Origin of the sequence: Prosthecobacter fusiformis, from assembly GCF_004364345.1 — a bacterium.
Classification (GTDB): domain Bacteria; phylum Verrucomicrobiota; class Verrucomicrobiia; order Verrucomicrobiales; family Verrucomicrobiaceae; genus Prosthecobacter; species Prosthecobacter fusiformis.
Window position 1 is genome coordinate 39,208 of sequence record NZ_SOCA01000015.1, and the last position, 23,650, is coordinate 62,857.

Annotated in this window: 19 protein-coding genes, 1 pseudogene and 1 riboswitch; of the genes and pseudogenes, 10 read left to right on the top strand and 10 right to left on the bottom strand. The window is 58.1% G+C overall.

Translation table 11 applies throughout. The features are described 5' to 3' along the window. Positions 1 to 28: 28 nt before the first annotated feature. Both EI77_RS21815 and EI77_RS21820 read right to left on the bottom strand, forming a co-directional pair. Positions 29 to 1,411, bottom strand: a complete 1,383-nt coding sequence (locus EI77_RS21815; protein WP_133797438.1) for a DUF1552 domain-containing protein — start codon at positions 1,409 to 1,411, stop codon at positions 29 to 31. Positions 1,412 to 1,433: 22 nt separating this feature from the next. Next, on the bottom strand, positions 1,434 to 3,404 hold the full coding sequence (locus EI77_RS21820; RefSeq protein WP_243838997.1) for a DUF1592 domain-containing protein: 1,971 nt from the start codon (positions 3,402 to 3,404) through the stop codon (positions 1,434 to 1,436). A 192-nt stretch (positions 3,405 to 3,596) separates the two neighbouring features. Here EI77_RS21820 and EI77_RS21825 point away from each other — a divergent pair, with 192 nt between their 5' ends. Beyond that, the gene (locus tag EI77_RS21825) at positions 3,597 to 4,055 is read left to right on the top strand and encodes an SRPBCC family protein (RefSeq protein WP_133797440.1); all 459 of its coding nucleotides are present in this window, start codon (positions 3,597 to 3,599) and stop codon (positions 4,053 to 4,055) included. Positions 4,056 to 4,190: 135 nt separating this feature from the next. Here EI77_RS21825 and EI77_RS21830 read toward each other — a convergent pair whose 3' ends face one another. Next, positions 4,191 to 5,510, bottom strand: a complete 1,320-nt coding sequence (locus tag EI77_RS21830) for a hypothetical protein (protein ID WP_133797441.1) — start codon at positions 5,508 to 5,510, stop codon at positions 4,191 to 4,193. A 207-nt stretch (positions 5,511 to 5,717) separates the two neighbouring features. Here EI77_RS21830 and EI77_RS21835 point away from each other — a divergent pair, with 207 nt between their 5' ends. The 6 genes from EI77_RS21835 to EI77_RS21855 all read left to right on the top strand — a co-directional run bounded on the left by EI77_RS21835 (position 5,718) and on the right by EI77_RS21855 (position 11,689). After that, positions 5,718 to 6,242, top strand: coding sequence for a DUF5362 family protein (locus tag EI77_RS21835; RefSeq protein ID WP_133797442.1), 525 nt, complete (start codon positions 5,718 to 5,720; stop codon positions 6,240 to 6,242). Between the two features lie 96 nt (positions 6,243 to 6,338). Then, on the top strand, positions 6,339 to 7,241 hold the full coding sequence (locus EI77_RS21840) for an endonuclease/exonuclease/phosphatase family protein (protein WP_133797443.1): 903 nt from the start codon (positions 6,339 to 6,341) through the stop codon (positions 7,239 to 7,241). A gap of 74 nt (positions 7,242 to 7,315) precedes the next feature. Continuing rightward, positions 7,316 to 7,990: a hypothetical protein gene (locus tag EI77_RS21845; protein WP_133797444.1), complete on the top strand. Its 675-nt coding sequence runs from the start codon at positions 7,316 to 7,318 to the stop codon at positions 7,988 to 7,990. 305 nt (positions 7,991 to 8,295) lie between these two features. Beyond that, a complete protein-coding gene (locus tag EI77_RS21850; protein ID WP_133797445.1) occupies positions 8,296 to 10,092 on the top strand; it encodes an OmpA family protein in 1,797 nt (598 codons plus the stop codon). A 311-nt stretch (positions 10,093 to 10,403) separates the two neighbouring features. After that, positions 10,404 to 10,919 carry a hypothetical protein gene (locus tag EI77_RS23475; RefSeq protein ID WP_166647441.1) on the top strand — a complete coding sequence of 172 codons (516 nt, stop codon included), beginning with the start codon at positions 10,404 to 10,406 and terminating at the stop codon, positions 10,917 to 10,919. Beyond that, entirely contained in the window at positions 10,913 to 11,689 is a 777-nt protein-coding gene (locus EI77_RS21855; protein ID WP_166647442.1) for a 2'-5' RNA ligase family protein, read from the top strand. The genes EI77_RS23475 and EI77_RS21855 overlap by 7 nt, the downstream gene beginning before the upstream one ends. Positions 11,690 to 11,725: 36 nt before the next feature. On the opposite strand, the pseudogene EI77_RS21860 reads toward EI77_RS21855, so the two are convergent. Next, a pseudogene (locus EI77_RS21860) lies at positions 11,726 to 11,827 on the bottom strand (VOC family protein); the annotation flags it as partial. A gap of 455 nt (positions 11,828 to 12,282) precedes the next feature. Between EI77_RS21860 and EI77_RS21865 the strand changes: the two are divergent. After that, positions 12,283 to 12,732 (top strand): hypothetical protein, encoded by a 450-nt coding sequence (locus EI77_RS21865; RefSeq protein ID WP_133797447.1) that lies wholly within the window; start codon positions 12,283 to 12,285, stop codon positions 12,730 to 12,732. A 1,633-nt stretch (positions 12,733 to 14,365) separates the two neighbouring features. On the opposite strand, the gene EI77_RS21870 is transcribed toward EI77_RS21865, so the two are convergent. The 6 genes from EI77_RS21870 to EI77_RS21895 all read right to left on the bottom strand — a co-directional run bounded on the left by EI77_RS21870 (position 14,366) and on the right by EI77_RS21895 (position 22,436). Further along, a complete protein-coding gene (locus EI77_RS21870; RefSeq protein ID WP_133797448.1) occupies positions 14,366 to 16,735 on the bottom strand; it encodes a S8 family serine peptidase in 2,370 nt (789 codons plus the stop codon). Between the two features lie 7 nt (positions 16,736 to 16,742). Continuing rightward, complete coding sequence (locus tag EI77_RS21875; protein ID WP_166647443.1) at positions 16,743 to 17,624, bottom strand: AAA family ATPase; 882 nt, start codon at positions 17,622 to 17,624, stop codon at positions 16,743 to 16,745. Between the two features lie 85 nt (positions 17,625 to 17,709). Next, positions 17,710 to 19,680, bottom strand: a complete 1,971-nt coding sequence (thiC, locus tag EI77_RS21880; protein ID WP_133797450.1) for a phosphomethylpyrimidine synthase ThiC — start codon at positions 19,678 to 19,680, stop codon at positions 17,710 to 17,712. A 54-nt stretch (positions 19,681 to 19,734) separates the two neighbouring features. Next, positions 19,735 to 19,844, bottom strand: a riboswitch (TPP riboswitch). Positions 19,845 to 19,912: 68 nt separating this feature from the next. After that, positions 19,913 to 20,791, bottom strand: coding sequence for an RluA family pseudouridine synthase (locus EI77_RS21885; protein ID WP_133797451.1), 879 nt, complete (start codon positions 20,789 to 20,791; stop codon positions 19,913 to 19,915). Continuing rightward, on the bottom strand, positions 20,788 to 21,552 hold the full coding sequence (locus EI77_RS21890) for an AraC family transcriptional regulator (protein WP_243838999.1): 765 nt from the start codon (positions 21,550 to 21,552) through the stop codon (positions 20,788 to 20,790). Before EI77_RS21890 ends, EI77_RS21885 begins: the two co-directional genes overlap by 4 nt. Before the next feature lie 41 nt (positions 21,553 to 21,593). Beyond that, complete coding sequence (locus EI77_RS21895; protein WP_133797452.1) at positions 21,594 to 22,436, bottom strand: transglutaminase-like domain-containing protein; 843 nt, start codon at positions 22,434 to 22,436, stop codon at positions 21,594 to 21,596. Positions 22,437 to 22,578: 142 nt separating this feature from the next. Between EI77_RS21895 and EI77_RS21900 the strand changes: the two genes are divergently transcribed. Together EI77_RS21900 and EI77_RS21905 are read left to right on the top strand one after the other, a co-directional pair. Continuing rightward, entirely contained in the window at positions 22,579 to 23,157 is a 579-nt protein-coding gene (locus tag EI77_RS21900) for an N-acetylmuramoyl-L-alanine amidase family protein (RefSeq protein WP_166647444.1), read from the top strand. Beyond that, complete coding sequence (locus EI77_RS21905) at positions 23,154 to 23,441, top strand: DUF167 domain-containing protein (RefSeq protein WP_133797454.1); 288 nt, start codon at positions 23,154 to 23,156, stop codon at positions 23,439 to 23,441. Before EI77_RS21900 ends, EI77_RS21905 begins: the two co-directional genes overlap by 4 nt. Positions 23,442 to 23,650 lie beyond the last annotated feature (209 nt).

The window sequence follows — 23,650 nt, forward strand, 5'->3', positions numbered from 1 at the left end:
TTTTCCGCAGCATAACTGATGCCGTGAATCACCCTCTCACCATCTCCTCCATCCTCTTCGTCGCGATCCCAATCGGCCGGTCCAGCGGGACGCCCACACAGGTCAGAAGCGTCGTCAGCAGATCCCCCTGATTCCCTTTTGTATCGGCCAGGAAACGGCCGGTATTGACGGAGCCGCCGCCTTTGCCAGCGATGATGAAGGGGAGGTTTTGGCGGCTGTGATTGTTGCCATCTTCCAGGCCGGAGCCCCACATCATGAGGCAGTTGTCCAGCAGGGTGCCTTCACCTTCGCGCAGGCTGGCCATCTTCTTCACCATGTAGGCAAACTGGGTGATGTTGAAGGCGGTGATGGCGGCTACTTTGGCGACCTGTTCAGGCTTGTTGTTGTGATGCGTCTGCGAGTGATGCGAATCGGTGAACCCCAGCTCAGGATACGAGACACCGTTGGGCGTGGAGCCGATGTAGGTACTGACGCGTGTGGTGTCTGTCTGGAAGGCCAGCACGTTGAGGTCGCACATGACCTGCATGTACTCACTGCGTTTGTCACCCTCGGGCATGCGGATCTCGATGGGCGGGGAATCGGTGGCGCTGCGTTTGCTGGAGGCGACACCGGCTTTCTCCAGGGCGGATTCTTTCTGGCGCATCTCGATGGCGGCGATGCGGCGCTCCACGGAGCGCACGCTGTCCAGGTATTCGTCCAGCTTATGCTGGTCGTTTTGTGGCAGCTTCTTGCGCAGGTCACGTGCTCCGCCGATCACTAGATCCAGCATCTGCCTCTCCAGCGGATCAGCTTTTCGGTTGCTGCCGGATGCATCGGATTTGCCGAACAAACGATTCAGCACGTTGCGTGGATTGATCTCCGCCGGGACGGCCTGTGTGGGTGAGCGATAGCTGCAATGTGAGTAGTAACCCTCATTCAGACCTTCCTGATTTTCCTTGTGCGTCTGCGGCATCGTCGCCAGTTCCAGGGAGGGCAGGGAAGTCATCGCGCCGATGTAGTTGGCGGCGATCTGGTCGGCCGAAATGGCGATGTGGATTTGATTGCGCTTGCTCGGGTCTGGCAAGCAGGCCGTGAGCCAGGTGGAAAGCTCTAGAGCATGCGGTGCCCCGCTGAAGGGAGCAGTTGGCACGCCGGAGATACCTTTCATCAGCAGGCATTGGTCCAGAATGGGACGTAGCGATTCCAGCGCTGGCGGCGGCGAAGTCAAATAGCTCTCTGGAGACGTTGGCCAGAATTGCTCAGGGATGACTCCGTGCGGCATGTACATGAACCCAAGGCGCACCGGCGGCTTCACCGCTGGTTTGCCTTTGACGGCATCCGCCCAGCCCATGGTTTCCAAAAGCGGCAGCCCCAGGCTGGCTCCAATGCCCTTTAAATAAGTGCGACGATCAATGAGATTTTTGCAGGTCATAGGGGGAGTGACGGTTGGGGGCTCAGTCTTGGACGCGGCGATTGAGGAATGGATAGCTGGTGACGATCTCCGTGATGAGGGTCTGCATCCGATAGCCATCCTGGGCGATAGTTTTCATGAGCTGATCCACCACGATCTTGTCATAACCTTCAAGCTGACGGCACAGCGCGTAGGCCATGAGTTTCTCCGTTAAATTACGGGCCAAATCGTCCTTTCGTGCAGCGATGATGCCTTTCAGCTCTTTCGGGCTGGAAAACTTCTTTCCGCCCGGCAACTCACCTGCGGCATCAATGGCCCCACCCGTATCATCCTTGTCTCGCCAGCGACCGATGGCATCAAAGTTCTCCAGCCCAAAGCCGATCGGGTCCAGGATCTTGTGGCAGTTGGCGCATACCGCATTCGTGCGGTGCAGCTCGGTGCGCTGGCGCAGGGTCAGGTTGGCCACCTGTTTCTGGTTCTGTTTTTCCAGGGCAGGCACATTCGGCGGGGCAGGGGGCACGTGTTCCCCCAGCACCTGCTCCAGCACCCACACACCGCGATTGACAGCGCTGGTGCGGTTGGGGAAAGAAGTCGTCGCCAAAATGCCAGGCATACCCAGGATGCCGCCGCGATTTTCATTCGTCAGCTTCACCTTACGCATCTTAGCCCCGGTCACCTCCTTCTCTAGACCATAGACCTTCGCCAATGTCTCATTCAGAAAGGTATAGTCGCTGTCCACAAAGGCCACCACACTGCGGTTTCCCCGGACGATGCTGTCAAAAAACAGCCGAGCCTCTTCATACATCGCCCTGCGCAGTTCGGGATTCATTTGCGGGAACTTCTTCGGATCAAACGTCTTGCTGTCCAGGTCCATGAGGCCTAACCACTGGGCACCAAAACCATCAAACAAGGCCCCCGAGCGTGCATCCAAGAGCATCCGTTTGACCTGCACTTTCAGCACGTCCGGCTGATGCAAAGTGCCCGCAGCAGCTAATTTCATCAGCTCCGCATCCGGCATGGTGGACCAGAGCAGATAGGACAGTCGCGATGCTAGATGATAATCATCCAAGGCTACGATCTTCTTTCCCACCTCCGCATCCTTCGCTGGCGTGATGTAAAGAAACTGTGGGGAAACCAACACGGCTTTCAGCATCAGGCGCAGCGACCCTGCGTAATCCAGCTTGTTCTTCCGCCCCAGATCAAACACGCCGACGAGCGTACCAATCTCCGCTTCCGATGCCGGACGGCGATACGCCTTCCCCGCCAATGACCGGGCCACCTTTTTAGCCGATTCGTGTTCATCCGCTCCTGGCGCAGGTGGCTTGCCTAACAAACGATTCTGTGAATCTGTGGGCGGTTTTCCAGCCGCGGGCCAGATGCGATCCAGTACCTCATTGGCAATGCCCAGGTACTGCTCTGTCTGCATGGGCGAAAGCGAATTCAGATACCCCTGCCCGGCCACTTCATCCGGCAGTTCCCGTGCCACGGCCACATCCACGCCTAATAGATCATGCAGCGTGTTTCCATACTCCACCTTGGTCAGCCGACGGATCACAAAAGGTCCCGGATCCTTCGCGCTCAGGTATTTGATCTTGCCCAGGCTTTCCAGGAACTGCTGCCGCTCCTCGGCCAGAGGCTGGTCCGAATCATCCGGCGGCATGTCATGCGCGTTCACATTCGCAAACGCCTGCATCCACTTGCGCGCCGCCGATGACTCCCCCGGATTCTTCAACGCCGGCTCAAAGTTCAGCCCTCCCTTCGTGCGCCGGTTGCCATGGCACTCCAGGCAGTATTCTTTCACAAATGGGGCCACACCTTTTTTAAATGACTCCTTTGCATCCGCCTGCAGTGCCGCAAATTCTGCATCCGCCACTTCCTCTGCCATCGCAGCATGAGAAAAAACGAACAAGGTGGCCGCCCCAAGGGCAAGGCTCTGAATGAGCTTGAGTCCTGACCCAATGCCACTCCAGGTCATGAAGGGGCGGCAGGTCATTCCGGCGTCAGCGTTTATCATTTGGATCTTTTTAAAGGGGGGTAGCATTAGACTACGCAGCTCCATCAGACAGCTTATCAAGAGAAACGCAGTTCTATCTGTGGAGAGAAGGCATCCGGCCACCACGAGCCAAATTTTTCAGCAGATGAATGTCCTGCCGATATCCTCCTGTTCGTCGTTGAATTGAATCCTGTATCCTTAAAGACTCCCATCATGAGCCCTGACACCCACACCATCCGTCTGCATCGCGTCCTTCGTGCTAAACCTGAGCGGGTTTATCGTGCCTTCCTGGATGCCGACGCCAAGGCCAAATGGCTGCCGCCTCATGGTTTCACCGGCAAGGTGCATCATCTGGATGCCCGGGTCGGCGGCACCTACCGGATGTCTTTCACCAATTTTACCACCGGTTCCAGCCACTCCTTCGGTGGCACTTATACTGAACTCACCCCTCATGAGCGCATTCGTTATACCGATAAATTTGAAGACCCGAATTTGCCCGGAGAGATGAATGTCATTGTGGAATTGAAGGAAGTCTTCTGCGGCACTGAGTTGAACATCACCCAGGAGGGCGTCCCTGCGATGATCCCTGCCGCAGCCTGTTACCAGGGCTGGCAGGAATCGCTCACCCTTCTGGCCCAATTGGTCGAGCCAGAGATTCCAGACGAGGTTTGAGATCTGGGTAAATAATCCTGGTTCCTAGGTAGCGATCAGTCTGCGGTGGTTGGCGGGAAAGACTCTCCTCGCTAGCCGAGTGTGTGGTTGCCTAAGACCGGGCGATGTCTGCGGCAACCAAAGCGCGAAGGTGACTCAACTTACCATCTCCGCCACAGCCGCCCCTTCCGTTCGCTGCTTCTCAGCCTCCATGGCAGCCTTTTCGGCAGCGATCGTGGCCAGCGCAGCAGCGCGACGGGCGCGTTCCTTCGCCTCTTGCTCGGCACGGACTGCGGCAGCAGCGGCTTCCCGGCGGGCCTTGACTTCTTCCTCGGCCTGACGGGCGGCTTCCTTTTCCGCGTCTTTCTTAGCCTTGATCGCGGCAGCGGCTGCTTTCACCGCTTCCAGTTCACGGCGTGCTAGCTCACGGGCAGCCTCCTTGGCAGCCTCACGCTCAGCATCAGCCTGGGCCTTCGCTTCGGCGGCTGCCTGACGTGCGGCGATCTTCTCCGCCTGGAGGCGGGCTTTCTCAGCAGCTTTCTCTGCCGCCGCCTGAGCACGAGCCAAAATGGCCGCTTCTTTTTCCGCCTGGAGGCGGGCTTTCTCAGCGGCCTTTTCCGCAGCAGCCTGCTCACGGGCAGCGATAGCCGCGTCTTTCTCCGCCTGGAGTCGAGCCTTCTCAGCGGCCTTTTCTACAGCAGCCTGTTCACGCGCCGCGATGGCCGCTTCTTTCTCTGCCTGGAGGCGAGCCTTCTCAGCCGCCTTTTCTGCAACTGCCTGTTCACGGGCCAAAATGGCCGCTTCTTTCTCCGCCTGGAGGCGAGCCTTCTCAGCGGCCTTTTCCGCAGCAGCCTGCTCACGCGCTAAAATCGCAGCTTCCTTCTCTGCCTGGAGGCGAGCCTTCTCAGCCGCCTTTTCTGCAACTGCCTGTTCACGGGCCAAAATGGCCGCTTCTTTCTCCGCCTGGAGGCGAGCCTTCTCAGCGGCCTTTTCCGCAGCAGCCTGCTCACGCGCTAAAATCGCAGCTTCCTTCTCTGCCTGGAGGCGAGCCTTCTCAGCCGCCTTTTCCGCAGCGGCCTGCTCACGCGCAGCGATGGCAGCTTCTTTCTCCGCCTGGAGTCGAGCCTTCTCAGCCGCCTTTTCCGCAGCAGCCTGCTCGCGGGCTGCAATGGCAGCTTCTTTCTCCGCCTGGAGGCGAGCTTTCTCCGCCGCCTTGGCAGCGGCCTTTTCGGCAATGGCCTGCTCGCGGGCCAGAATGACGGCCTCTTTGGCCGCCACATCGGCTGCAAATTTCGCCTCCTGCGCTTCGGCCAGTTTCGTGGCAAAGTCCCGCAACTGTCGTGCGAGATCCCCCGCCGTTTCCGTCAATGCCGAGGCTGCGTCCGCTGTCACGCGGGGCTGCAGTTCTAGCGATTCAAGCCGGGCGGCAGTGTCGTTAAGAAGAGAGGTAAACTTGGGGTCGAGCTTCGTGGTCATCAGGTGGTTGGCTGAAACAGGACGGTTATCAATGGAGACGCTTTCTGCCCTGTAAAGTCACTTCCCATCATTCGCGAGCGGCGGCCAGCAAACATCACAGGTCCCCCAAACTCGCCATTGCCTAAAAGCGGAAATTCATCACACTGGCTGCACCCAAGCCATTCATTAAGAATACGCCTGGGTATCAACCTCAAGCACCACTCATCCATGGAAAGCAATCCTTATACATCCCCGTCAGCCAATCTCTTTGGATCGACCGGCAGTGAAATGGAGATCGTCCCGCAGGACGTCATCACCCCCCTGGTGCGTACGAAATTTTGGGTCCGCTTCATCTCAGTGATGCTGTGGATCTCGGTCGCCCTCATGTTGTTGAGCGGTGTGGTGATGGGCATCGGAGCCGTAACCGGCATGGGTAATGACATGCCCACAGGCAGCGCTTCCATGCAGGCAGGAATGTTCATGGGAATGTCCGTCATGTACATCTTGTTGTCCTTGTTTTACATTTTTCCGGCCATCAAGCTCTGGTCCTACGGCACCCAGATTGCCAACTTGGCTGCCAGCCGTTCCACGCTGGATCTCATGAAGGCCTTGAACACCCAGCGTTCGTTCTGGAAGTTCGTCGGCGTGCTCACCCTGGTCAGCATCATCCTGGGCATCGTGGCCGTCATTGGAGTCGTCGCCTTCGGTGCCGCCGCCGCTATGGGCTCCATGCCAACAGGCACTGAGCTTTAATTCCGGCTTGGGCGCGCAGGGCCCCGCCTCCAATGCGCCCCTGCTTTAAGTGAGGGCGGTGCCAGGTTCACATCGCATCCCGCCCGATCTCTACCCATGAAACGCTGGCTGCGCCGACTAGCCCGAGGGCTCATCGGCTGCACCCTTGTTATCATCGGTCTGCTCGCCTGGAATCTCCGGCCCCCAGCAGTGGGCGAGCCGACCGATTTTGCCCCCAAAGCTGCTTCGGCTGACTCCTCCTTCACCCCCGTTCGCCTTCGCGTCGTCACTTGGAATGTCTGGGGCCTGCTCTGGCTCACCCCTCACCGGGCCGAAAGGCTTCAAAGGGTGGCGAAAGAAGTCGCCGCATTGAAGCCGGACATCGTCGCATTTCAGGAAGCCTTTGTGAAAGCAGACCGTGAGCAGTTGATCACCGCCCTGCGCGGCGTGGGCCTGGACCACTCACGTTATTTCCAGAGCGGACTCGTCGGCAGCGGCCTCCTGCTGGTGAGCCGCTTTCCCATGGAGTCCGAAGGCTTCATTCGCTACACCAGCAACGGCTATCCCCACGCCCTCACCCATGGCGACTGGTGGGCAGGCAAAGGCCTCTCCTTATCCATCGTGAGCCTCCCCGATGGCACTCGTCTATACTTGGCCAATACCCATCTGCATGCCCGCTACAAGGGCAACCGATACCACACCACTCAGCTCGCCCAGTCTGGCCAACTCCTCCCCTGGGTAAAACGCGTGCACACCACGGGCTGGCCCGCCCTCTGGATTGGCGATTGGAACACCCCCGCCACCAGCGATGTCCTCGTGCCCCTAGTGGAGGCTGGCTCCTGGCACCTCCTCAACACCGAAAAATCCCGCATCGATCACCTCTTTGGCAGCGGCCCCAGCTGGGAATGGCAGGTTATTGCCCAAGGAAAACTAAAGGGCCATCTGGAGGCTGCGCCCGAGGTCCCCTGGAGCGATCACGAGGCCTGCTGGGTGGATGTGGAGTTGCGGCGTCCGTGGTAGGAAAAAGCGGGCTCATCTCCAACGTAAATTGGAAGCCCATGCCATGCGGGTGAAGTCCCGCTCCAAAGCCTGCGATGCGTGCTTCAGCGGCCTTTTTACTGCCCCATTCGGCATCATGGCTGCCGCCCCTTGATCTTACCCGTGGAGTGTTTAATCCTTTTTGCCTAACCGAATCCAATAACAATTTCCACAGGCCGCCCGCGCTCCTGGAAGGGCCGAGCGAGGAATGGATGCTTTATGCTTGTGTGGGTCCAGTGATTCATATAATCCATTTCTTAATGGATGCTTTGATGATAACCAGACCGCGCTCACTGACCTTTCTGGCATGGATCTTTATTTTGTTCGGAGTATTCGCACTTTGGAAGATGGGGAAGGTCCTTTTTTCGGGGGGCGTTTCCATCAATTTTGCGGTGCTCATGATTCCGGTCGGGTTTGGCCTGCTGAAAGGTCGGGCAAGTTCCGTCATGTGGGCGAAGGTTTGGATTGGTCTGGGTGCTGCTTTTTTACTGGTGGTCGCTGTTGGATATGTTTTCTGGGGCGATAGCTATCATGTGCACTGGTTTCACCAGGAGCTGCATGGAATGAAACGTCATCTGATGGTGGTATTGAGCTCAGCGGTTCTTCTCGGGCTGTTTCATCTGGGCTGGAAGATTCTTGGTTCCGCCTCCGTGCGTGAGTATGTCGAGGCGAGAAAGCCGCCCATGCCTCCAGCGCCTGAAGATCCTGTCCCCACCCCCACTCTGGAGTAATCAGCTCGATCATCGGAGGAAATGGCATCCGAATTCAGTGGGACTTAGTGCGGAGTCTGGCGTCTTTTCTTTCGAGAACTCACGGACCTAGCCGCACTAGTTCCACTGCCAAGGGAAAATAAATCGCCTGAGGGCAGGCCGCTGTTGGCGGGAGATACGATAAAGAAGGAGAAGTCGAGCCATTGGCAAGTTTCGGAGTGCCTACAACGACCTGTCCGGTCCATCCCTTCAGGGGTTTGCCCCCTTGAATCCCCAGCCATCCAACCTCCCGTCTGTCTCATTGCCGTCACCCGCCCCTTTATCCAATGAAACGATTCATCCCATCCGCCTTCGCCACACTTGCCATGCCATTCCTGGCGATGGCGCAGTCCCCAGTCCCGCCTCCAGACGAAGACAAGCCGCGGCCTGCGGAAGCACCCGCCCCGGCTCCTAAAACGGTCGTTCCAGAAGCACCTCCCGCAGTGCCTGCCGATGTGACGCCGGACCGCGCTCCTGCCGCGGTGCCTCCCGTGCCTGGCCGACGTGAAAAACCTGCCATACCTGGACAGGATCGCCCCGAACGCTCCGGCCCTCCTGGCACCAGCCGCCCAGGCCTTCCCGAAACTGAACGCTCGGGCCCTCCTGGCACCAAACGCCGCACCCCACCTGGAACCAAAGAACAAACCGGCGCGCCCGATGATCGGACCCCGGCTCCTTCCCGCACCGCCCCGGAAGTTAATCCCTCCGCCGATCCCGAGCGCACGCCGCCTCCAGGCAGGGAGATGCCTTCAGCCCGCCCGGCTGAAACCCCCGACACACCACCTACTCGCGACACGCCACCGAGCCGCCCCGGCACCCCAGGGACTCGTCCCGTGCCCGGGAAAAAATCCACCGATCCGCAAGAGCGGGGTGTTGATCCCTCGGTGACCCCCGCGCCAACCCCTGGCGCGACGATGCCTCCCGTGACCTCGACGCCCGAGGCCCCCAGTGAACCGAAATCCGCAGGACGGCCCAAGGGTGGTGAGCAGCCAGCACAGCCTGAACGGCCTGAAGGTCGCGGAAGGCCAGGTCAACCCGAAGACCGCGCAATACCTGGGCGTCCTGGACAACCTGAAGGCCGCGAGAGAGCTGAACGGCCTGAACGCCCCGCCGCCCAGAAGCCCCCTACTCAGGAAACGGCCAAAGTGCTTGAAGATGAGCCCAAGCGTGACCGCCAGGCCGACGCCGCCCAGGCGCGGAAAATCGAAACTCCGGCCGATGCCAAGCGCCTGCTCATGAACATCCTCGGTGGCGGCCCCGCTCGAGTTGATTCCAATGACCGTCCTGGTTCAAATGATCGTCCTGATCCAAGGCGTCGCCGGGATGGCTCCAGGCCCAGCTATCGTCCTTCTTTCGAGGAAGTCGGCCGCACCCAGCAGGACCGCGACCGTACCGTCAGCAGCATTGTCGAACGATTCCAGGGCCGCGCCCCGCAGCCTGCACCTTCCGGCAGCGGCTATCGCGAGCAAAGAATCTTCGAGACCACCGAGACCCAACGGCGCACCCAGTTTTACGATGGCAACCGCCGGGTGATCCGCTACTCCTCACGGCAGGAGATCCCACCGATCATTGTCGCCTCCCAGCAGCTCAACCGCGTCCAGCTCCTCCCCCACGCCCAGAGCACCTACAACGTCCGGCCCCCGGCACCGCAGCAGGAGTATTACCAGAACGACATCCCCGCTTCCTACACCACCGGCGATGCCTATGCCGTCTCGTACAGCGTCGATCCTGACTCAGCCATCAGCACGGATGCCATCCTCTTCCGCCAAGGCTCCACCGACTTCGCCGACGCCTATTCCTACGACCTCGTCATCGACATGGCCAACGCCATGAAGTCCCCAGCCCTCAGCAGCGACACCTTCGTCATCGAAGGCCATGCCTCCGCCGAAGGCGACTATGCCCAGAACCTCCAGCTTTCCCAAGAACGCGCCGAACGCATCTCACGGGAGCTCGTTTATCACGGCGTCAGCGCCGAGCGCCTCATGCCCGTCGGCTACGGCGAAGCCGAAGCCTCCTCCCCGGCCGATGCCAACGAATCGTCTCGCAGTCTGGACCGCCGGGTCGTCGTCTTCCGCATGCGCTGAAGCTCGACTGGAATGGTAGGGACCCGCTGCGCCGGGTCCGAGGAATCCAGCGCGCAGCGACTCCCCCCGAGTTCGCCGCCTAACGAAGTCCACCCCAGTCCTTACACCTCCGCCCGCAGAAAAATCGGGTATGGTAGGGACCCGCTGCGCCGGGTCCGACTTTCTAAGGAGCGACAGCGACGCCTCAACGACGAAGGCCAATTGGTCCACCCCAGTCCCCCACCTCCATCCGCAGACAAATCGGACGCGGCGCACCGCGTCCCTACCAGTTATGTTTGATTTTGCCACGCTTCGGGGCCTTGATCGTGAGCATGACTTCATCCGCTCCAGGGCAGGATTCAGACTCTCCTTTCGATCCGGACGACAAGCGCCCGGTTGGGCGTCACACGCCAGCTCAGGGCGTGCTGCCCACCTTTGACGGCGAAACCATCTTGTGGTGCACGGTGTGTGCCGATTCTCGAGGTGATTGGTGTGCTCAAGCCGAGGTGATGAATCTGCTGCATGATCTCTGGCAAAACCATGCCACGGGCTGGCTTGTGGGTGACTACTTGCTCATGCCGGATCACCTGCATTTCTTCTGTGCCCCCTCGCCTAACCAATTTTTCGAAGTCGAACGCTGGACGGCCTTTTGGAAAGATCAGTTTGCGAAACGTTGTGGCAACTCCCAATGGCGATGGCAGCGCGGCCTCTTTCATCATCGCCTGCGCAGCGAGCAGGACTACCACGGCAAGATGATCTACATGCGCCAAAATCCCGTCCGCAAGAAGCTAGTGCCCGACTCCGAATTCTGGCCCTGGCAAGGTCGCGTAAACGTCATCCGATGGTGATCGAATATTTTGGTACGGATCCGCTGCGCCCGTCTAAAAGGGTAGGGACGCGCTGCGCCGCGTCCGACTTCCCAAGGAGCGACAGCGACCTAACGACGTTCACTCCCTTCCCACCACCCTCGCTGCAGAGCGAAGCCTCACTGGTGGCCGAAGAATATCTGCCTAAGTTCTGCCGTATCTATTTTCCAGCAATGAGTCACTCAAATCTCGACTACGCCTACTTCATTGCTTTTTTGCCAGACGCATCGGCGAAGCAACGAGCCCTCGAAGAATATAAGAAACTGGGGCTGAAGCTTCGATTGCGCCCAGAGGATGTGTGGCATATCACCTTAAATGACCTGGGTAGCAAACAGCCTTTCGAACTGCCTTTGCACATCAAAGAAACTGTAGATCGCGCCTGCCATAATATTGCAACCGCCACAGCGCCTTTCAAGGTTGTCCTCGACCGCGTTCTGAGTTTCAAACACAACAGCGCTTTAGCTCTCGCCTCCAAACAGGCACCGAACGCAGAGTTGAAGGTATTTCGCCGTGCCCTGCGTTTGAAATTGCTCGATCACGGCGTGTTCACTCCCTCGAGTTTCAATCCTCATCTCACCTTACTCTATGGCGACCACATGGTGGATAAGTTGATCTCGCCCCCCATCACTTGGCAGATCCACGAATTCGTTCTCGTTCGCTCTCATCAGGGTAGGACGCACTATGACCACCTTCAGCGCTGGAAACTCCAAGGTACCGCAGGTTCCAAGTTAGTTCAGTCTGAGCTCTTTTAGCGCCTTCAATGTTCTACTGGCGAAACTGAAGTGAACAGTCACTGCGTTGTCCGGAAAAGTGGCCGCGTAAAACCGCGCTACGTCTTCGGCTTCTTTGTCGAACCACAGGCAGATGATGTTTTTGGGTGTCGGTGTCATGGTGGGAGAGCAGGGGAAGGGGCTGTTGATGAAACGCGGAACTCCAAACAATCGTTCGACATTGGAGTAACGGCTGTCAGCTGGTAGGGACGCGCTGCGCCGCGTCCGACTTACCTCAACGCCGAAGGCCTAACGACGTCCATTCTCGCCCCACAAATCATGGTAGGGACGCGCTGCGCCGCGTCCGACTTACCTCAACGTCGAAGGCCTAACGACGTCCAACCTCGCCCAACCGCCACAAATCATGGTAGGGACGCGCTGCGCCGCGTCCGACTTACCCCAACGCCGGAGGCCTAACGACATCCACCCCCGTCCCGCCGCCTCCGCCCCGGACAAATCGGACCCGTCGCAGCGGGTCCCTACCCGTTAACCGCCTCCGTCCACGTTCCATGGCCGACTGAGAGGTTTAGCTGGAGTGCCAAACTTTCATGGAGCAGATTGGGCAACTTCTTGAGATGAGCTACTGGCTTTCAAAACGACGAATTGAGACGCGTGTGCGGGCGGAGCGGGGATGTCTCCATCGCCCCTACACATCGTTCGGCCTGATCCGCTGTCCTGCTTGTCGGGAAATGTATCTGGTCGAGTACGAATTTGAGCGTCTTTACTCACGGCGGGGCTTGCGCAAGACAGCGGTTCGGTTGGGGCAGTTTTGGGTCCAGGGATGTCTCGCCTGTGGCCACATGGATACCAGCGATGGCTGTCGAAGCTGGGATGTCGGGCTTGAGGAAGTCCGAGCTTCCTGGTGGCGCTGGGGCCTGCCTGCCCGGTTGAGACTGAATCGAAAAAAGCGGGCTCATCTTCAAGGGAAAATCGAAGCCCATGCCATTCGGGAGAAGTCCCACTCCAAAGCCTGCGATGCGTGCTTCAACGGACTTTTTCGTGACGCCTTGGGTAACATGGCTTGATCACGGGTAGGGACGCGCTGCGACGCTCCTGCTATGGTAGGGACCCGCTGCGCCGGGTCCGAGGAATCCAGGCGCGCAGCGACTCCCCCGACTTACTCGCCCAACGATATCCACCCCGCCCCCCGCCGCCTCCCCCCACAGACCAACGGCCATGGTAGGGACGCGCTGCGCCACGTCCGACTTCCAAAGCGCAGCGACGCCCCTGCCATGGTAGGGACCCGCTGCGTCGGGTCCGAAGAATCCAGGCGCGCATCTTGATCACGGGTAGGGACGCGCTGCGCCGCGTCCGACTTCCAAAAGCGCAGCGACACCCCTGCAATGGTAGGGACCCGCTGCGCCGGGTCCGAAGAATCCAGGCGCGCAGCGACTCCCCCGACTTACTCGCCCAACGATATCCCCCCCGCCTCCGCCCGCAGACCAAACGGCCATGGTAGGGACGCGCTGCGCCGCGTCCGACTGCCCTTCCGGTTCCGCAGACCAAACGACCAGCAATCGGATGCCTAACCCCCCCGCATCTGAGGCAGACCGTGGCTTGGCTGATGGGCGGAAGAGTCTTCCCGCAGTGGTGATGGCGGTAGGGAGGTTGATGGCGCACGCGCCCAGCGGATGTGTAAAATGATCGAACGATCCTTTGGCTATCAATGAATGAAGCCGGTGTATTCATAATTCACTTGGCATCTTATTCCTGCCAAAGACCCTCTCTCCTCCCAAAGGCGCACCCTGTTCTGTCAAGTATTTGCACCCTGACCCCATTTCCCCGTTCCGCGTCATCAAAAAACACCTCCCCATCGCAGGTGCGGGACATGACGTGGTAGCAATAGCTTTCCATCGGCCCCTTGCCCACGACCCGCCGTCGGCCACCTGACCACGCACTTGCGGCAGAATTAGAAGCCGCTTTATCTGAATACCCAGCAACTGAGCTTCCAGCGCGTGCGCTTTTGAATGAGGGGATTGAGAGGATTTTATGGCTGATTTTTAACGAAGAAGTAAATAGTTGGTAAGCACTGTATGCTTGGCATCTTTTTCGCGACAGATGATTGCCGTTTGGCGAAACAGAAAATCGACCAGATGAAATGACTTGACTCTTTAGGTCAATAATTCATATATGCTTGTATGGCGCGAATACTTTTCTTATTTATTCCATTGATCCTAACCTCGTGCGATTTGTTTGAACCTGTTGTAATTGGCGAGGCGGAGATGAGGGTTCGCGGGCGGGAGTATGCAAGATCTACGCCTGCAAGCTATATGTCCCCGGCTCAGATGTATCCAGTGCCGAGCGGTCCGCCTTCGTCCTACCAAAGCCAATCGTCCTTCAGCAGTGGTTCAAGTACGATCACGCAACCTGTGCCGAGGTTGACGGAGATTCGTTTTTCGGATGGACGGGGGTCGGAAGGAGGCCATTTTGATTCAGTAACAGGGCAGAGATTGCCCGAAGCCCCCGCCCGCACTGAACCTGCGAAGGGCATTGCGCGATAATGTTGTTGCTTTCGGGGGAGCGGAAAGTCTGCACAGGATAAGCACTGTATGCCTAGCATCTTTTTTGCATGCGGTGAGGCCTCCTTGCGTTCCGCCAGTGGATGTCCGGCACAGGCCTACCAAGTAAGGGCCTGTGTGTGATGTGGGGATAGTCCAACTAGAAGTCAGATGTAATCGACACTGGCTGGGGAAGCCATGCAGATGTGTTGCTGAGTCGAACAAAGGTTGAAGCTATTGGCAAACCTTGAACAAAGCTGTGAGGATGTAAAGGCTCATCCGCTTCATCCCATATTTCAGCAACAAAAGCGACACGCTGGGAAGGAGAAATCAAATGGCCGGCCGCGTAGGCAGCTTGTTGTGAATAGACAAGCTCAATGGTCCAAAGATCGTCTTCAAGAAGACCTTTCTCACGTGCTTTCCCAAGATTCCAACGACGTTGAAACAATGGATAACCGTGGATTTGTCCACGAGATCCATGCAAAGCTTTGGCCTCTGGCCCAGGTAGGACTTTGACCTCCACGTCGCGACAAGACCATTGGCTCTCAGCCGCCGCATTCACTGGCGTATCCCACGCAATGCAGAGCTTGAGTTGTGGCGAAGCTGATTCAGCGATCCAGGCAAGGGGGATCGGAATCTGAACTCTCACAATATCGTCTTCATGCTCAATCACTCCTTGCCACACGAAACGTGCCTTTTGAGCCGCTGGATTTTTGAAGTATGCCGCACGGGCAATCCCAAAGCCCGTCGTTCTCTTTGCCAGAGGCTGAAGCGGCTCACTGAGGCGTGCGGTTACTTCATCTGCACTCATTGCAAGCACAGCCTTCGCAGTGCAAGCAAACGGACGTGAATCGCCAGGGCATTTCGCCTGAAGGTCGTCGAGAACGAACGCAGCTTCTCTAGCCAATAACGGTGCTGCGTAGGACGTCCCAAAAGTTTCTTTCGTGAAGCATGTAGAGTCCAACCCCCAGATGCCGCCTCCAGCGATCGCCCTGTAGTCTTGCCCGCTGTCACCAGCTGATTCGCAAAAATCGGGTTTGGGACTATTCGCAAAACCTGGCCCAACTCTTGAAAATGGGCTTGGGGAATCAGGTTCAGGCACCAGACCTCCAGCACTCATTTTTCTGGCAATGCCGCCACAAGTCAATGCATTGAACGCTCTTGGATAGCTATGGAGTTCCCAACCGGGGTTGTCAAAATGCAATGGATATGGCGGAGTTGGAATTACACCTCCTTGTGCATTTCCCGCTGCAACCACGACAACTACGTCATGGTCGAACGCCAAATTATCAATGTCCTCAATAAGCTTCAGCGTCTCTTTTCTCAAAGTGGCAGGCATATCCTCAAGTCGCTGCTGACTGTCAAAACTGAGGTTAAACACTCGAACGTCAGGGGCGGCGATTAGAGCAGTGGTGAGTGCGGTCGCCACACTTTCAGTGCGAATCCTATTTGGCAGACCGGAGCCAACTCGCACTTCCAAAAATCTGCATGATGCAGGTGGAAGATCAGCATTAGGATCGCTCAGATCAATATCTCCATATACTACTCGTGTTGCCACCACTGAGCCATGGTGATCGGTAGCGTTGTTTGAGCAGTTTTGTCCAAGCAACGCATTGCCTCGGCGGTAATCTTTCAGCCATTCATGTTCTTGAGGTATAGCTGTATCAACAACGGCAACGCATGGGAGCCTTGATGCCGGACCTGTGGGGTGGTTGGCGACCGAGCCACTCGATCCAATAACTTCGAGAGGTAGCGATTCAGTTAAGGCGAAAATCGGTGGATGAATAGACTGTATCGATGTGAATTCGTCAGCCAGTCTCTTGATCATGGTGGCATCAAGCGTGGCTCGCAGGAAATACCGCCCCATATAGCTGCGGCCTTTACCACTCAGCCTCAGACCAGTATTCCCACGAAAAGCATCTTCCAGCGCCCTGAAAATGAGATCAGCTTCCAGCTCAGTGATAAGCGGCTGTAACTTGATGTAGCCCTCACCAGATTTCTTCCCTAACTCGGTCAGCCACTCCTGGTCAAATTTCAGTTTTCCTGCGAGCCATTCAAAGGAGTCAAAGGCAACAAATCTTGCTTGCTGGCGCGCACCGAGGTATTCCAATTGTTGTGTTCTAGCAATCAATTGTTCCATGCGTTCTGGCGAAGCATGCACGGTTGCCATTCCAGAGGGATGAACCTCGATTAAATCCAAACCGATGCGCTCAAAGAGCTTGGACTGTTCTCCGCTGAAGTGAACTGTTTCTGTGCGCTTGCCCTCAACAGCGTCTTTTGCGGTCGAAGACTTTACAATCTCAGAAGCCGGATCTGCTATCAGGTAATATCTCCGCTGGCTAAGTGGGTCGCTCGACTGAGCTGCACGGCGACTTACCTTTTCAAGCGAATCGTGAAGCCGTTTGGACTTTTGCGTCCAATTGATTCCAGGATATTCGACATACTTTCCTCCACCTGTCTTTTCACCAACGGACAGCTCGTGGCTCTCATTGAGGAAATAATTTTGAGGCCTGGTTTGCGAGGGGGGCATAGAAAGCTCATTTTGCGAGGATGCGGCGCCGAGCTTCAGCGATTACAGCCTGCTCTGCTTCCGCATACGAAGATGCCTTTCGGCACTGCGCCAAAATTGAAGCATTTGCTTTGAAGCCGAATTCGCGGCTCCGCTTCTGAGCGAAGTTGGCAAGGAGAACTGGAGTTGCCTTTGGGAAGGGCACACGAAGGTCGAATCGACGCCATAGGGCGTCATCAAGGGCTTTGGGCAGATTCGATGTGGCAACGATGAATCCCTCGCCTTGAGCATGTTCGAGTTCCTGCATGAACGCGATCACAATTCGATCCAACTCCCCAACATCCATGGGGCTTCCCCGACGTTTCGCCAAAGCATCGACTTCATCAAATAGCAAAACACAGGGAGTGTGCGCAGCGTAGCAAAAAAGCTCACGCAAGCGAAGTGCGGTTTGCCCTAAATAAGCACCAATTAGTGAGTCAAACCTCACCAAGTATCCAGGAAGGCCTGTTGCTAAAGCAATTGCCGCCGCAGTTGCAGTTTTTCCGCACCCCGAAGGTCCGTGAAAAAGCAATCGCCACCTTCTAGGAAGCCCATGATCGGCAAGTTTGGAACGAGCATTCCACTCGGCGATTATTTCCGATAAGCTGCTTCGAATTGCAGACGGCAACTCAAGTTCAAGCAAGCTTTTAACCGGCTTAATTGGCATTAAAGTTCCCTCAACACTCCACGCAGTGTTTGGAACAGTGGCGTTGGATTTGGGAGCTAGTTTTGCTGCACCATTGAGCGCACCAAGGAGATCGCGCTCAACGCGAAAGTGTCCGCGACCGCCCTCAGCAACTGCGAGGCGGCGAGAAATCTCTGCTGCGCGCGGCATATCATGCGAACCAATCGCACGAAAAAGGTCGATCATTTCTCGGTTCCTTGACATCGCTGAATTGTATCGCTCAATATGGTGTTGGCCTAGCCTTTTTAAAGACAAGATTTTTGCGTCGTTATCAGATTCCCGCCTTCGCATAAACCTCACCACCGGATTGGACGAATTCTTTGCTCTTTTCTTCCATGCCTTTGGCGAGGGCTTCGTCTTCGGAGATCTGGAGTTCGGCGGCGTATTTGCGGACGTCCTCCGTGATCTTCATGGAGCAGAAGTGGGGGCCGCACATGGAGCAGAAGTGGGCGCTCTTGGCTCCGTCCTGGGGGAGGGTTTCGTCGTGGTATTCTCTCGCGGTGATGGGGTCGAGAGCGAGGTTGAACTGGTCTTCCCAGCGGAATTCGAATCTTGCTTTGGAGAGGGCGTTGTCGCGGTATTGGGCGCCGGGGTGGCCTTTGGCGAGATCCGCAGCGTGTGCGGCGAGCTTGTAGGTGATGACGCCGACTTTGACGTCTTCTTTGTTGGGCAGGCCGAGGTGCTCCTTCGGCGTGACGTAGCAGAGCATGGCGCAGCCGTACCAGCCGATCATGGCGGCACCGATGCCGGAGGTGATGTGGTCGTAGCCGGGGGCGATGTCTGTGGTGAGAGGCCCGAGGGTGTAGAAGGGGGCTTCGTGGCACCACTCGAGCTGCTTGGCCATGTTTTCCTCGATCATGTGCATGGGAACGTGGCCGGGGCCTTCGTTCATGACCTGGACACCTTTGGCCCAGGCGCGCTTGGTGAGCTCACCCTGGACTTCGAGTTCGCCGAACTGGGCTTTGTCGTTGGCATCGGCGATGGAGCCGGGGCGGAGGCCGTCGCCAATGGAGAAGGAGACGTCGTAGGCGGCCATGATGTCGCAGATGTCGTCCCAATGGGTGTAGAGGAAGCTTTCTTTGTGGTGGGCGAGGCACCACTTGGCCATGATGGAGCCGCCGCGGCTGACGATGCCGGTCATGCGGGAGGCCGTCATGGGGACGAAACGGAGGAGGACGCCGGCGTGGATGGTGAAGTAGTCCACGCCCTGCTCGGCCTGCTCGATGAGGGTATCGCGGAAGAGCTCCCAGGTGAGGTCCTCGGCCTTGCCGTTCACTTTTTCGAGGGCCTGATAGATGGGGACGGTGCCGATGGGCACGGGGGAGTTCCGCAGGATCCACTCGCGGGTGGCGTGGATGTTTTTGCCGGTGGAGAGGTCCATGACGGTATCGCCGCCCCACTTGGTGGCCCAGCGCATTTTTTCGACTTCTTCCTCGATGGAGGAGGCGACGGCGCTGTTGCCGATATTGGCATTGATTTTGACGAGGAAGTTGCGCCCGATGATCATGGGCTCAAGCTCGGGGTGATTGATGTTGGCCGGGATGATGGCGCGGCCTGCGGCGACCTCGGAGCGGACGAATTCGGGGGTGATCTCATCCGGGATGCGCTGGGGGAAGCGCTTGAAGATGCCGGGGGTGTACTCGTTCTGGATCTGGGTGGAGCCAGCGTGCTGCTTGTCGAGATCGGCGCGGAGGATGTCCTGGCCGTGGTCGGCGATTTTGGCCCGGCGCATGTTTTCCCGGATGGCGATGTATTCCATCTCCGGGGTGATGATGCCCTGCTTGGCATACCAGAGCTGGGTGACGGGGTGACCCTTGCTGGCCTTCAGCGGCTGGCGCTGGGCATTGATAGGGGCCTTGAGGGGGCTGAGTAGTCCTTCGCGCTTGGCGGCGGCGTATTCAGCGTGGTTTTCGGTGAGGTAACCGTTATCCCGGGGCTCGACAGCGCGGCCTTCATACGGGGCGACGTCGCCACGGCCTTCGATCCAGGGTTTGCGGAGGGCAGGGAGGCCGGTCTCGACGGTGCCTTTATAATCCGGATCTCCCCAAGGGCCAGAGGTGTCATAGACACGAACAGGAGCGTTTTCCTCGATCTTGCCATTGAAGCTCTTCGTGGGGCTGAGCTTGATCTCGCGCATGGGCACCTTGACGTCTGGATGGAGAGTCCCCTGGACATAGACGCGGGAGGAGGCAGGAAGTTGCTCGCTGGAGTGCGGTTCGAAAGAGTCTTTGGTGGCGATCATAGAGGAAAGAACGGTACAGGGTTTTGGATCCGGGGCTTCCTGCGCAAGTACTGAGATTTCCTCCGAGCGACTCCCTTCGGCGGCATGACCCGCAATCAGGTTCGGAGGGTTTCCCGCGCAAGCGAGATCTCAGCCCCTGCAATGGGACGCCCCTGTCGTGACACAGAGGATATACAGGGGCGGGGCGGGTTTCGTCAACCTTGATTCCAGAAAGCACACGGGAGACGGCTGCCTATCCCGCTGGCACCAGCCGTGCCATATCCTGGGGCAGGGGAAGATGAAAAGTCAGCTCCCGCTCATCCCTGGGATGCAGGATTTTCAGGTCGCTGGCATGCAGGGCCACGCGTTTGATGGGATTACTCTTCGCACCGTACTTCTCATCGCCCACGATGGGGCAGCCTGCCGCGGCGAGCTGGACGCGGATCTGATGACGTCGGCCCGTCTCCAAAGTGATCTCCAAATGGCTGCGGCCATAACCCGTGCCGAGCACCCGATAATGCGTGGTGGCCTCGCGAGCCGTGGGGGAGGCACGATCTGTGACAAAGACACGGTGAGGCTGGGTTTCGTCAATGTAACCCACCAGCTTGCCTGCCGCCGCAGGCATAGTGCCTTCCACCATCGCTTGATACCGCTTTTCCATGCGGTGCCAGTTTTCCTGGAGGTAAGTTTTAGCGTCTTCACTTTTAGCCAGCACCAGCAGGCCGGAGGTCTCCCGGTCCAGACGGTGGACGATCCACAGGCGGTCCTTGCTACCGTGAGTGCTCTCCCGCAGATAGTCCGTCATGATGCGGAAGGCCGTCTTGTCCCGCTCCGTGTCCGTGGCGATGGTGAGCAGATTGACCGGTTTGCGTATAACCAAAAGTTCATCATCTTCATGGATCACGCTTAGCCCTGCTGGCAACGGCGTGATGGGCGGCGGTGCCTTTTGTGGCTGGATGCTCACGACGTCTCCCGGTTGCAGGATGTGATCATGCTGCGTGATCGCGCGGCCATTGACCTTGATGGCGTCAAAGCGCAGCCATTGTTTGACCTTCGTGCGTTTCACCTCCGGCCAATTGGCGAGAAGGAAGGGCAGGAGGGGGGCGGATTCGGTGGCGGTTTTGGATGTCATTCTCCGGTTTTTCTGACGAGGCGAAACTGGCGCTGATACTTCAGCGGAGTGATGCCGATGTGGCGGTGAAAGTGCTGAGTGAAGCTACTCTGATCGCAGAAGCCGAGCTCCGCAGCAATCAGATTGATCTGCGCATCCTCCTGCTGTAGCGCATCGCAGGCAGCCTGGATGCGCAGTTTCATGATGAATGTCTGCGGGCTGAAGCCGAAAGTCTCCACAAATTTGCGGTGCAGTTGGCGGGTGGAAATGTGCACCATGGCGGCCAGTTCCTCCACCGTGATGCGCTCGCGGAAGTGCCCGCGAATGTAGGCCAGCGCCCGCTCGATCTGCTGATAAGGATGCACCGTCTGTGCGGCATGGCCATAGCTCTGGGTCGTGCCCATGATGCCGATCACGCGCCCCTGGCGATTCCTCACCGGCAGCTTGTTGGTGATGAACCAGTCCGGGATACCCTGGGGATTAAAAAATAGCTCCACTAGGTTAAGCCGCGCCTCGCCCGTGGTGAGCACTGCCGTATCATCGCGGCGAAAGTTCTCCGCCAGACGCGTCGGGAAGAAATCAAAATCTTCTTTGCCGATCAGCTCCTCCTCTTTTTGGAAACCCAGGCTCTCCACGAAATGCTGATTGGCGCACACGATCTGGAAACGGCTGTTTTTAGCGAAAAACGAAATGCCCGGCAGGTGATCCAGCAGCCGGTAAAACTGGCTCTCAGGCGCGAGGGCGCGCAGGAAGCGGTCGCGGAGTTGTTCGGGGCTGGGCATCGTGCGGCGTCGGTGGGGAGGGCGTCCTCAGCGACGGGGGATCAGTCTTCCATCAGTTTCACCGCCAGGGCGCGCATCGTCTGCCGGTGCGCGGTATTGTTCAGTCGGTCAAAGGCTTCATCCAGATTGCGCAGGATGCGCAGCAGGATCGCATCCGTGCTCGCCGCCGTCTGCACCACATCCTCGATGGAAGGATTCGCCGCAGGGTAATGCCGCGCCACATCGCTGGATAGCATGAAGCGGCCGCGATTGAAGCAATCCACCAGCCACGTCCGCTCCGCATGATCCACCCGTGCCAGGAAGTGGCCCGGGAAATTGCAGCCGTGAATCTCCAGGCCGAACCTTTGGCCTAACAAACGATACAGACAGCAAAGGCTGATGGGATTTCCCAGGCCCGTCTCCAGCACCCACAGCAGATTGCTGTTGCTGGGCGTATAGTAGTCCTTGGTATTGCCGCGAAAGCGTACCCGGCCATTGTGCATGGAAAACATCCATTCACAAAGCTCCCGCGCATCCATGCGGCCCTGGTCTTGGAAGGCCTCCTCCGCCAGCGTGTCCAGCCGTCGCGCCAGCTCACCTGGTTGTGTGCGCCAGCCCTGCAGGTAGGCGGAAATTTGGGCCATGCCCTCTTCCAGTTGGGCCGTGGCATTGTCCAGCCAGCGCCAGCGCATCCAGGTTTCCTCCAGCTCGGTGCGGCGTGCAGGCTCCAGCAGCCGCCCCAGGTGGCGCTCCTCTTCCGCCGTCAGCGGGCGGTTCATTCGGCGCAGCCGCTCCGGCAGATCCTGGCGGATGCTCAGCAGCTCCCTTTGCACCGCTTCCTGTACGACCTGCGACTCATCATCCAAAAGGGTGATGAGGTGGTCTATTTTCGCGAGCCCGGACATACCCTGTAAGTTTTAGCAGACCCCACGCCGGATCAAAGGCGAAAGTTAAGCCGCGTAGGTCAAAAAGTAATGCTTTTAGATTCCATATTCTTGAATTTTAATTAATGTTTATTAAATGGGAATTTCTCGGCTCATTCAGTGTGTGCTTTTCTGGCTCCTGCTCGGGGGAATTCCCGTCGTCGCTCAGGCCCTCACTTTCAGCACTGTCGTTTTAGATGCCGGTCACGGCGGTCACGATGGCGGTGCCGCCTGGTATGGACTCGTGGAAAAAAGGCTCTGCCTGGATGTCGCCCAGCGCGTGGAGCGCCTCCTCAAAGCCAAAGGCCTGCGGGTGGTCATGACCCGCCGCAGCGATACCTTCATCGCACTCGATCAGCGCGCCCGCATCGCCAACCGCTACTCTCGCTCCGTCTTCGTCAGTATCCACTTCAATGCCAACCGCAAGACCAGCATCCATGGCATGGAGGGGTATTACCGCAGCTCACGCGGCCGCATCCTCGCCAGCAGCATCCTCCGCTCCATGGATCGAAAAGTCACCGGCACCTACCGCGGGCTATTTAATCGCGACTTCAAAGTCCTGCGCTCCACCGCCATGCCCGCCACCGTCATCGAGTGCGGCTACCTCAGCAACCGCACCGAGTCCAAACGCTGCGCCAGCCCCGCCCACCGACAAGCCATTGCAGAAGCCATCGCTTCAGGCATCTTGGCCGCCCGAGGATGATGACCGACCCGACAATGACCCAACTGGTGGTGCGCGTGACACCCAATGCCCGCAAGTCCGACTATGCCGGGTGGGGCATGGATGAAAAAGGCCGCTCCGTCCTCCTCATCAAGCTCGGTGCCCCGCCCGTCGATGGAAAAGCCAACATCGAGCTCATCGAATTCCTCGCCAAAAACCTCGGCTGCTCCAAAAGCCAGATCACCCTCCTCCGTGGAGAAAGCAGCCGCCAAAAAGTCCTCGAGCTCCCCCACACCGCCTACGCCAATCTCCCGCCCCTGAGCTGATCATGGAGCTCTGAGCCATGGAGCGCGGGCGTCCCGCCTGCCGTTTTTCGCGTCTCGCGGAAAACCGTGAGTGGAGTCACGACGGAATATCGACCCACAAAAATAGCCCATGAACTAAACGGTCTGCTGAGCATGGAGCGCGCGCGCTTAGTCCCGCGACTGCGGCGATCTCGCCTGCCGTTTTTCGCGTCTCGCGGAAAACCGTGAGT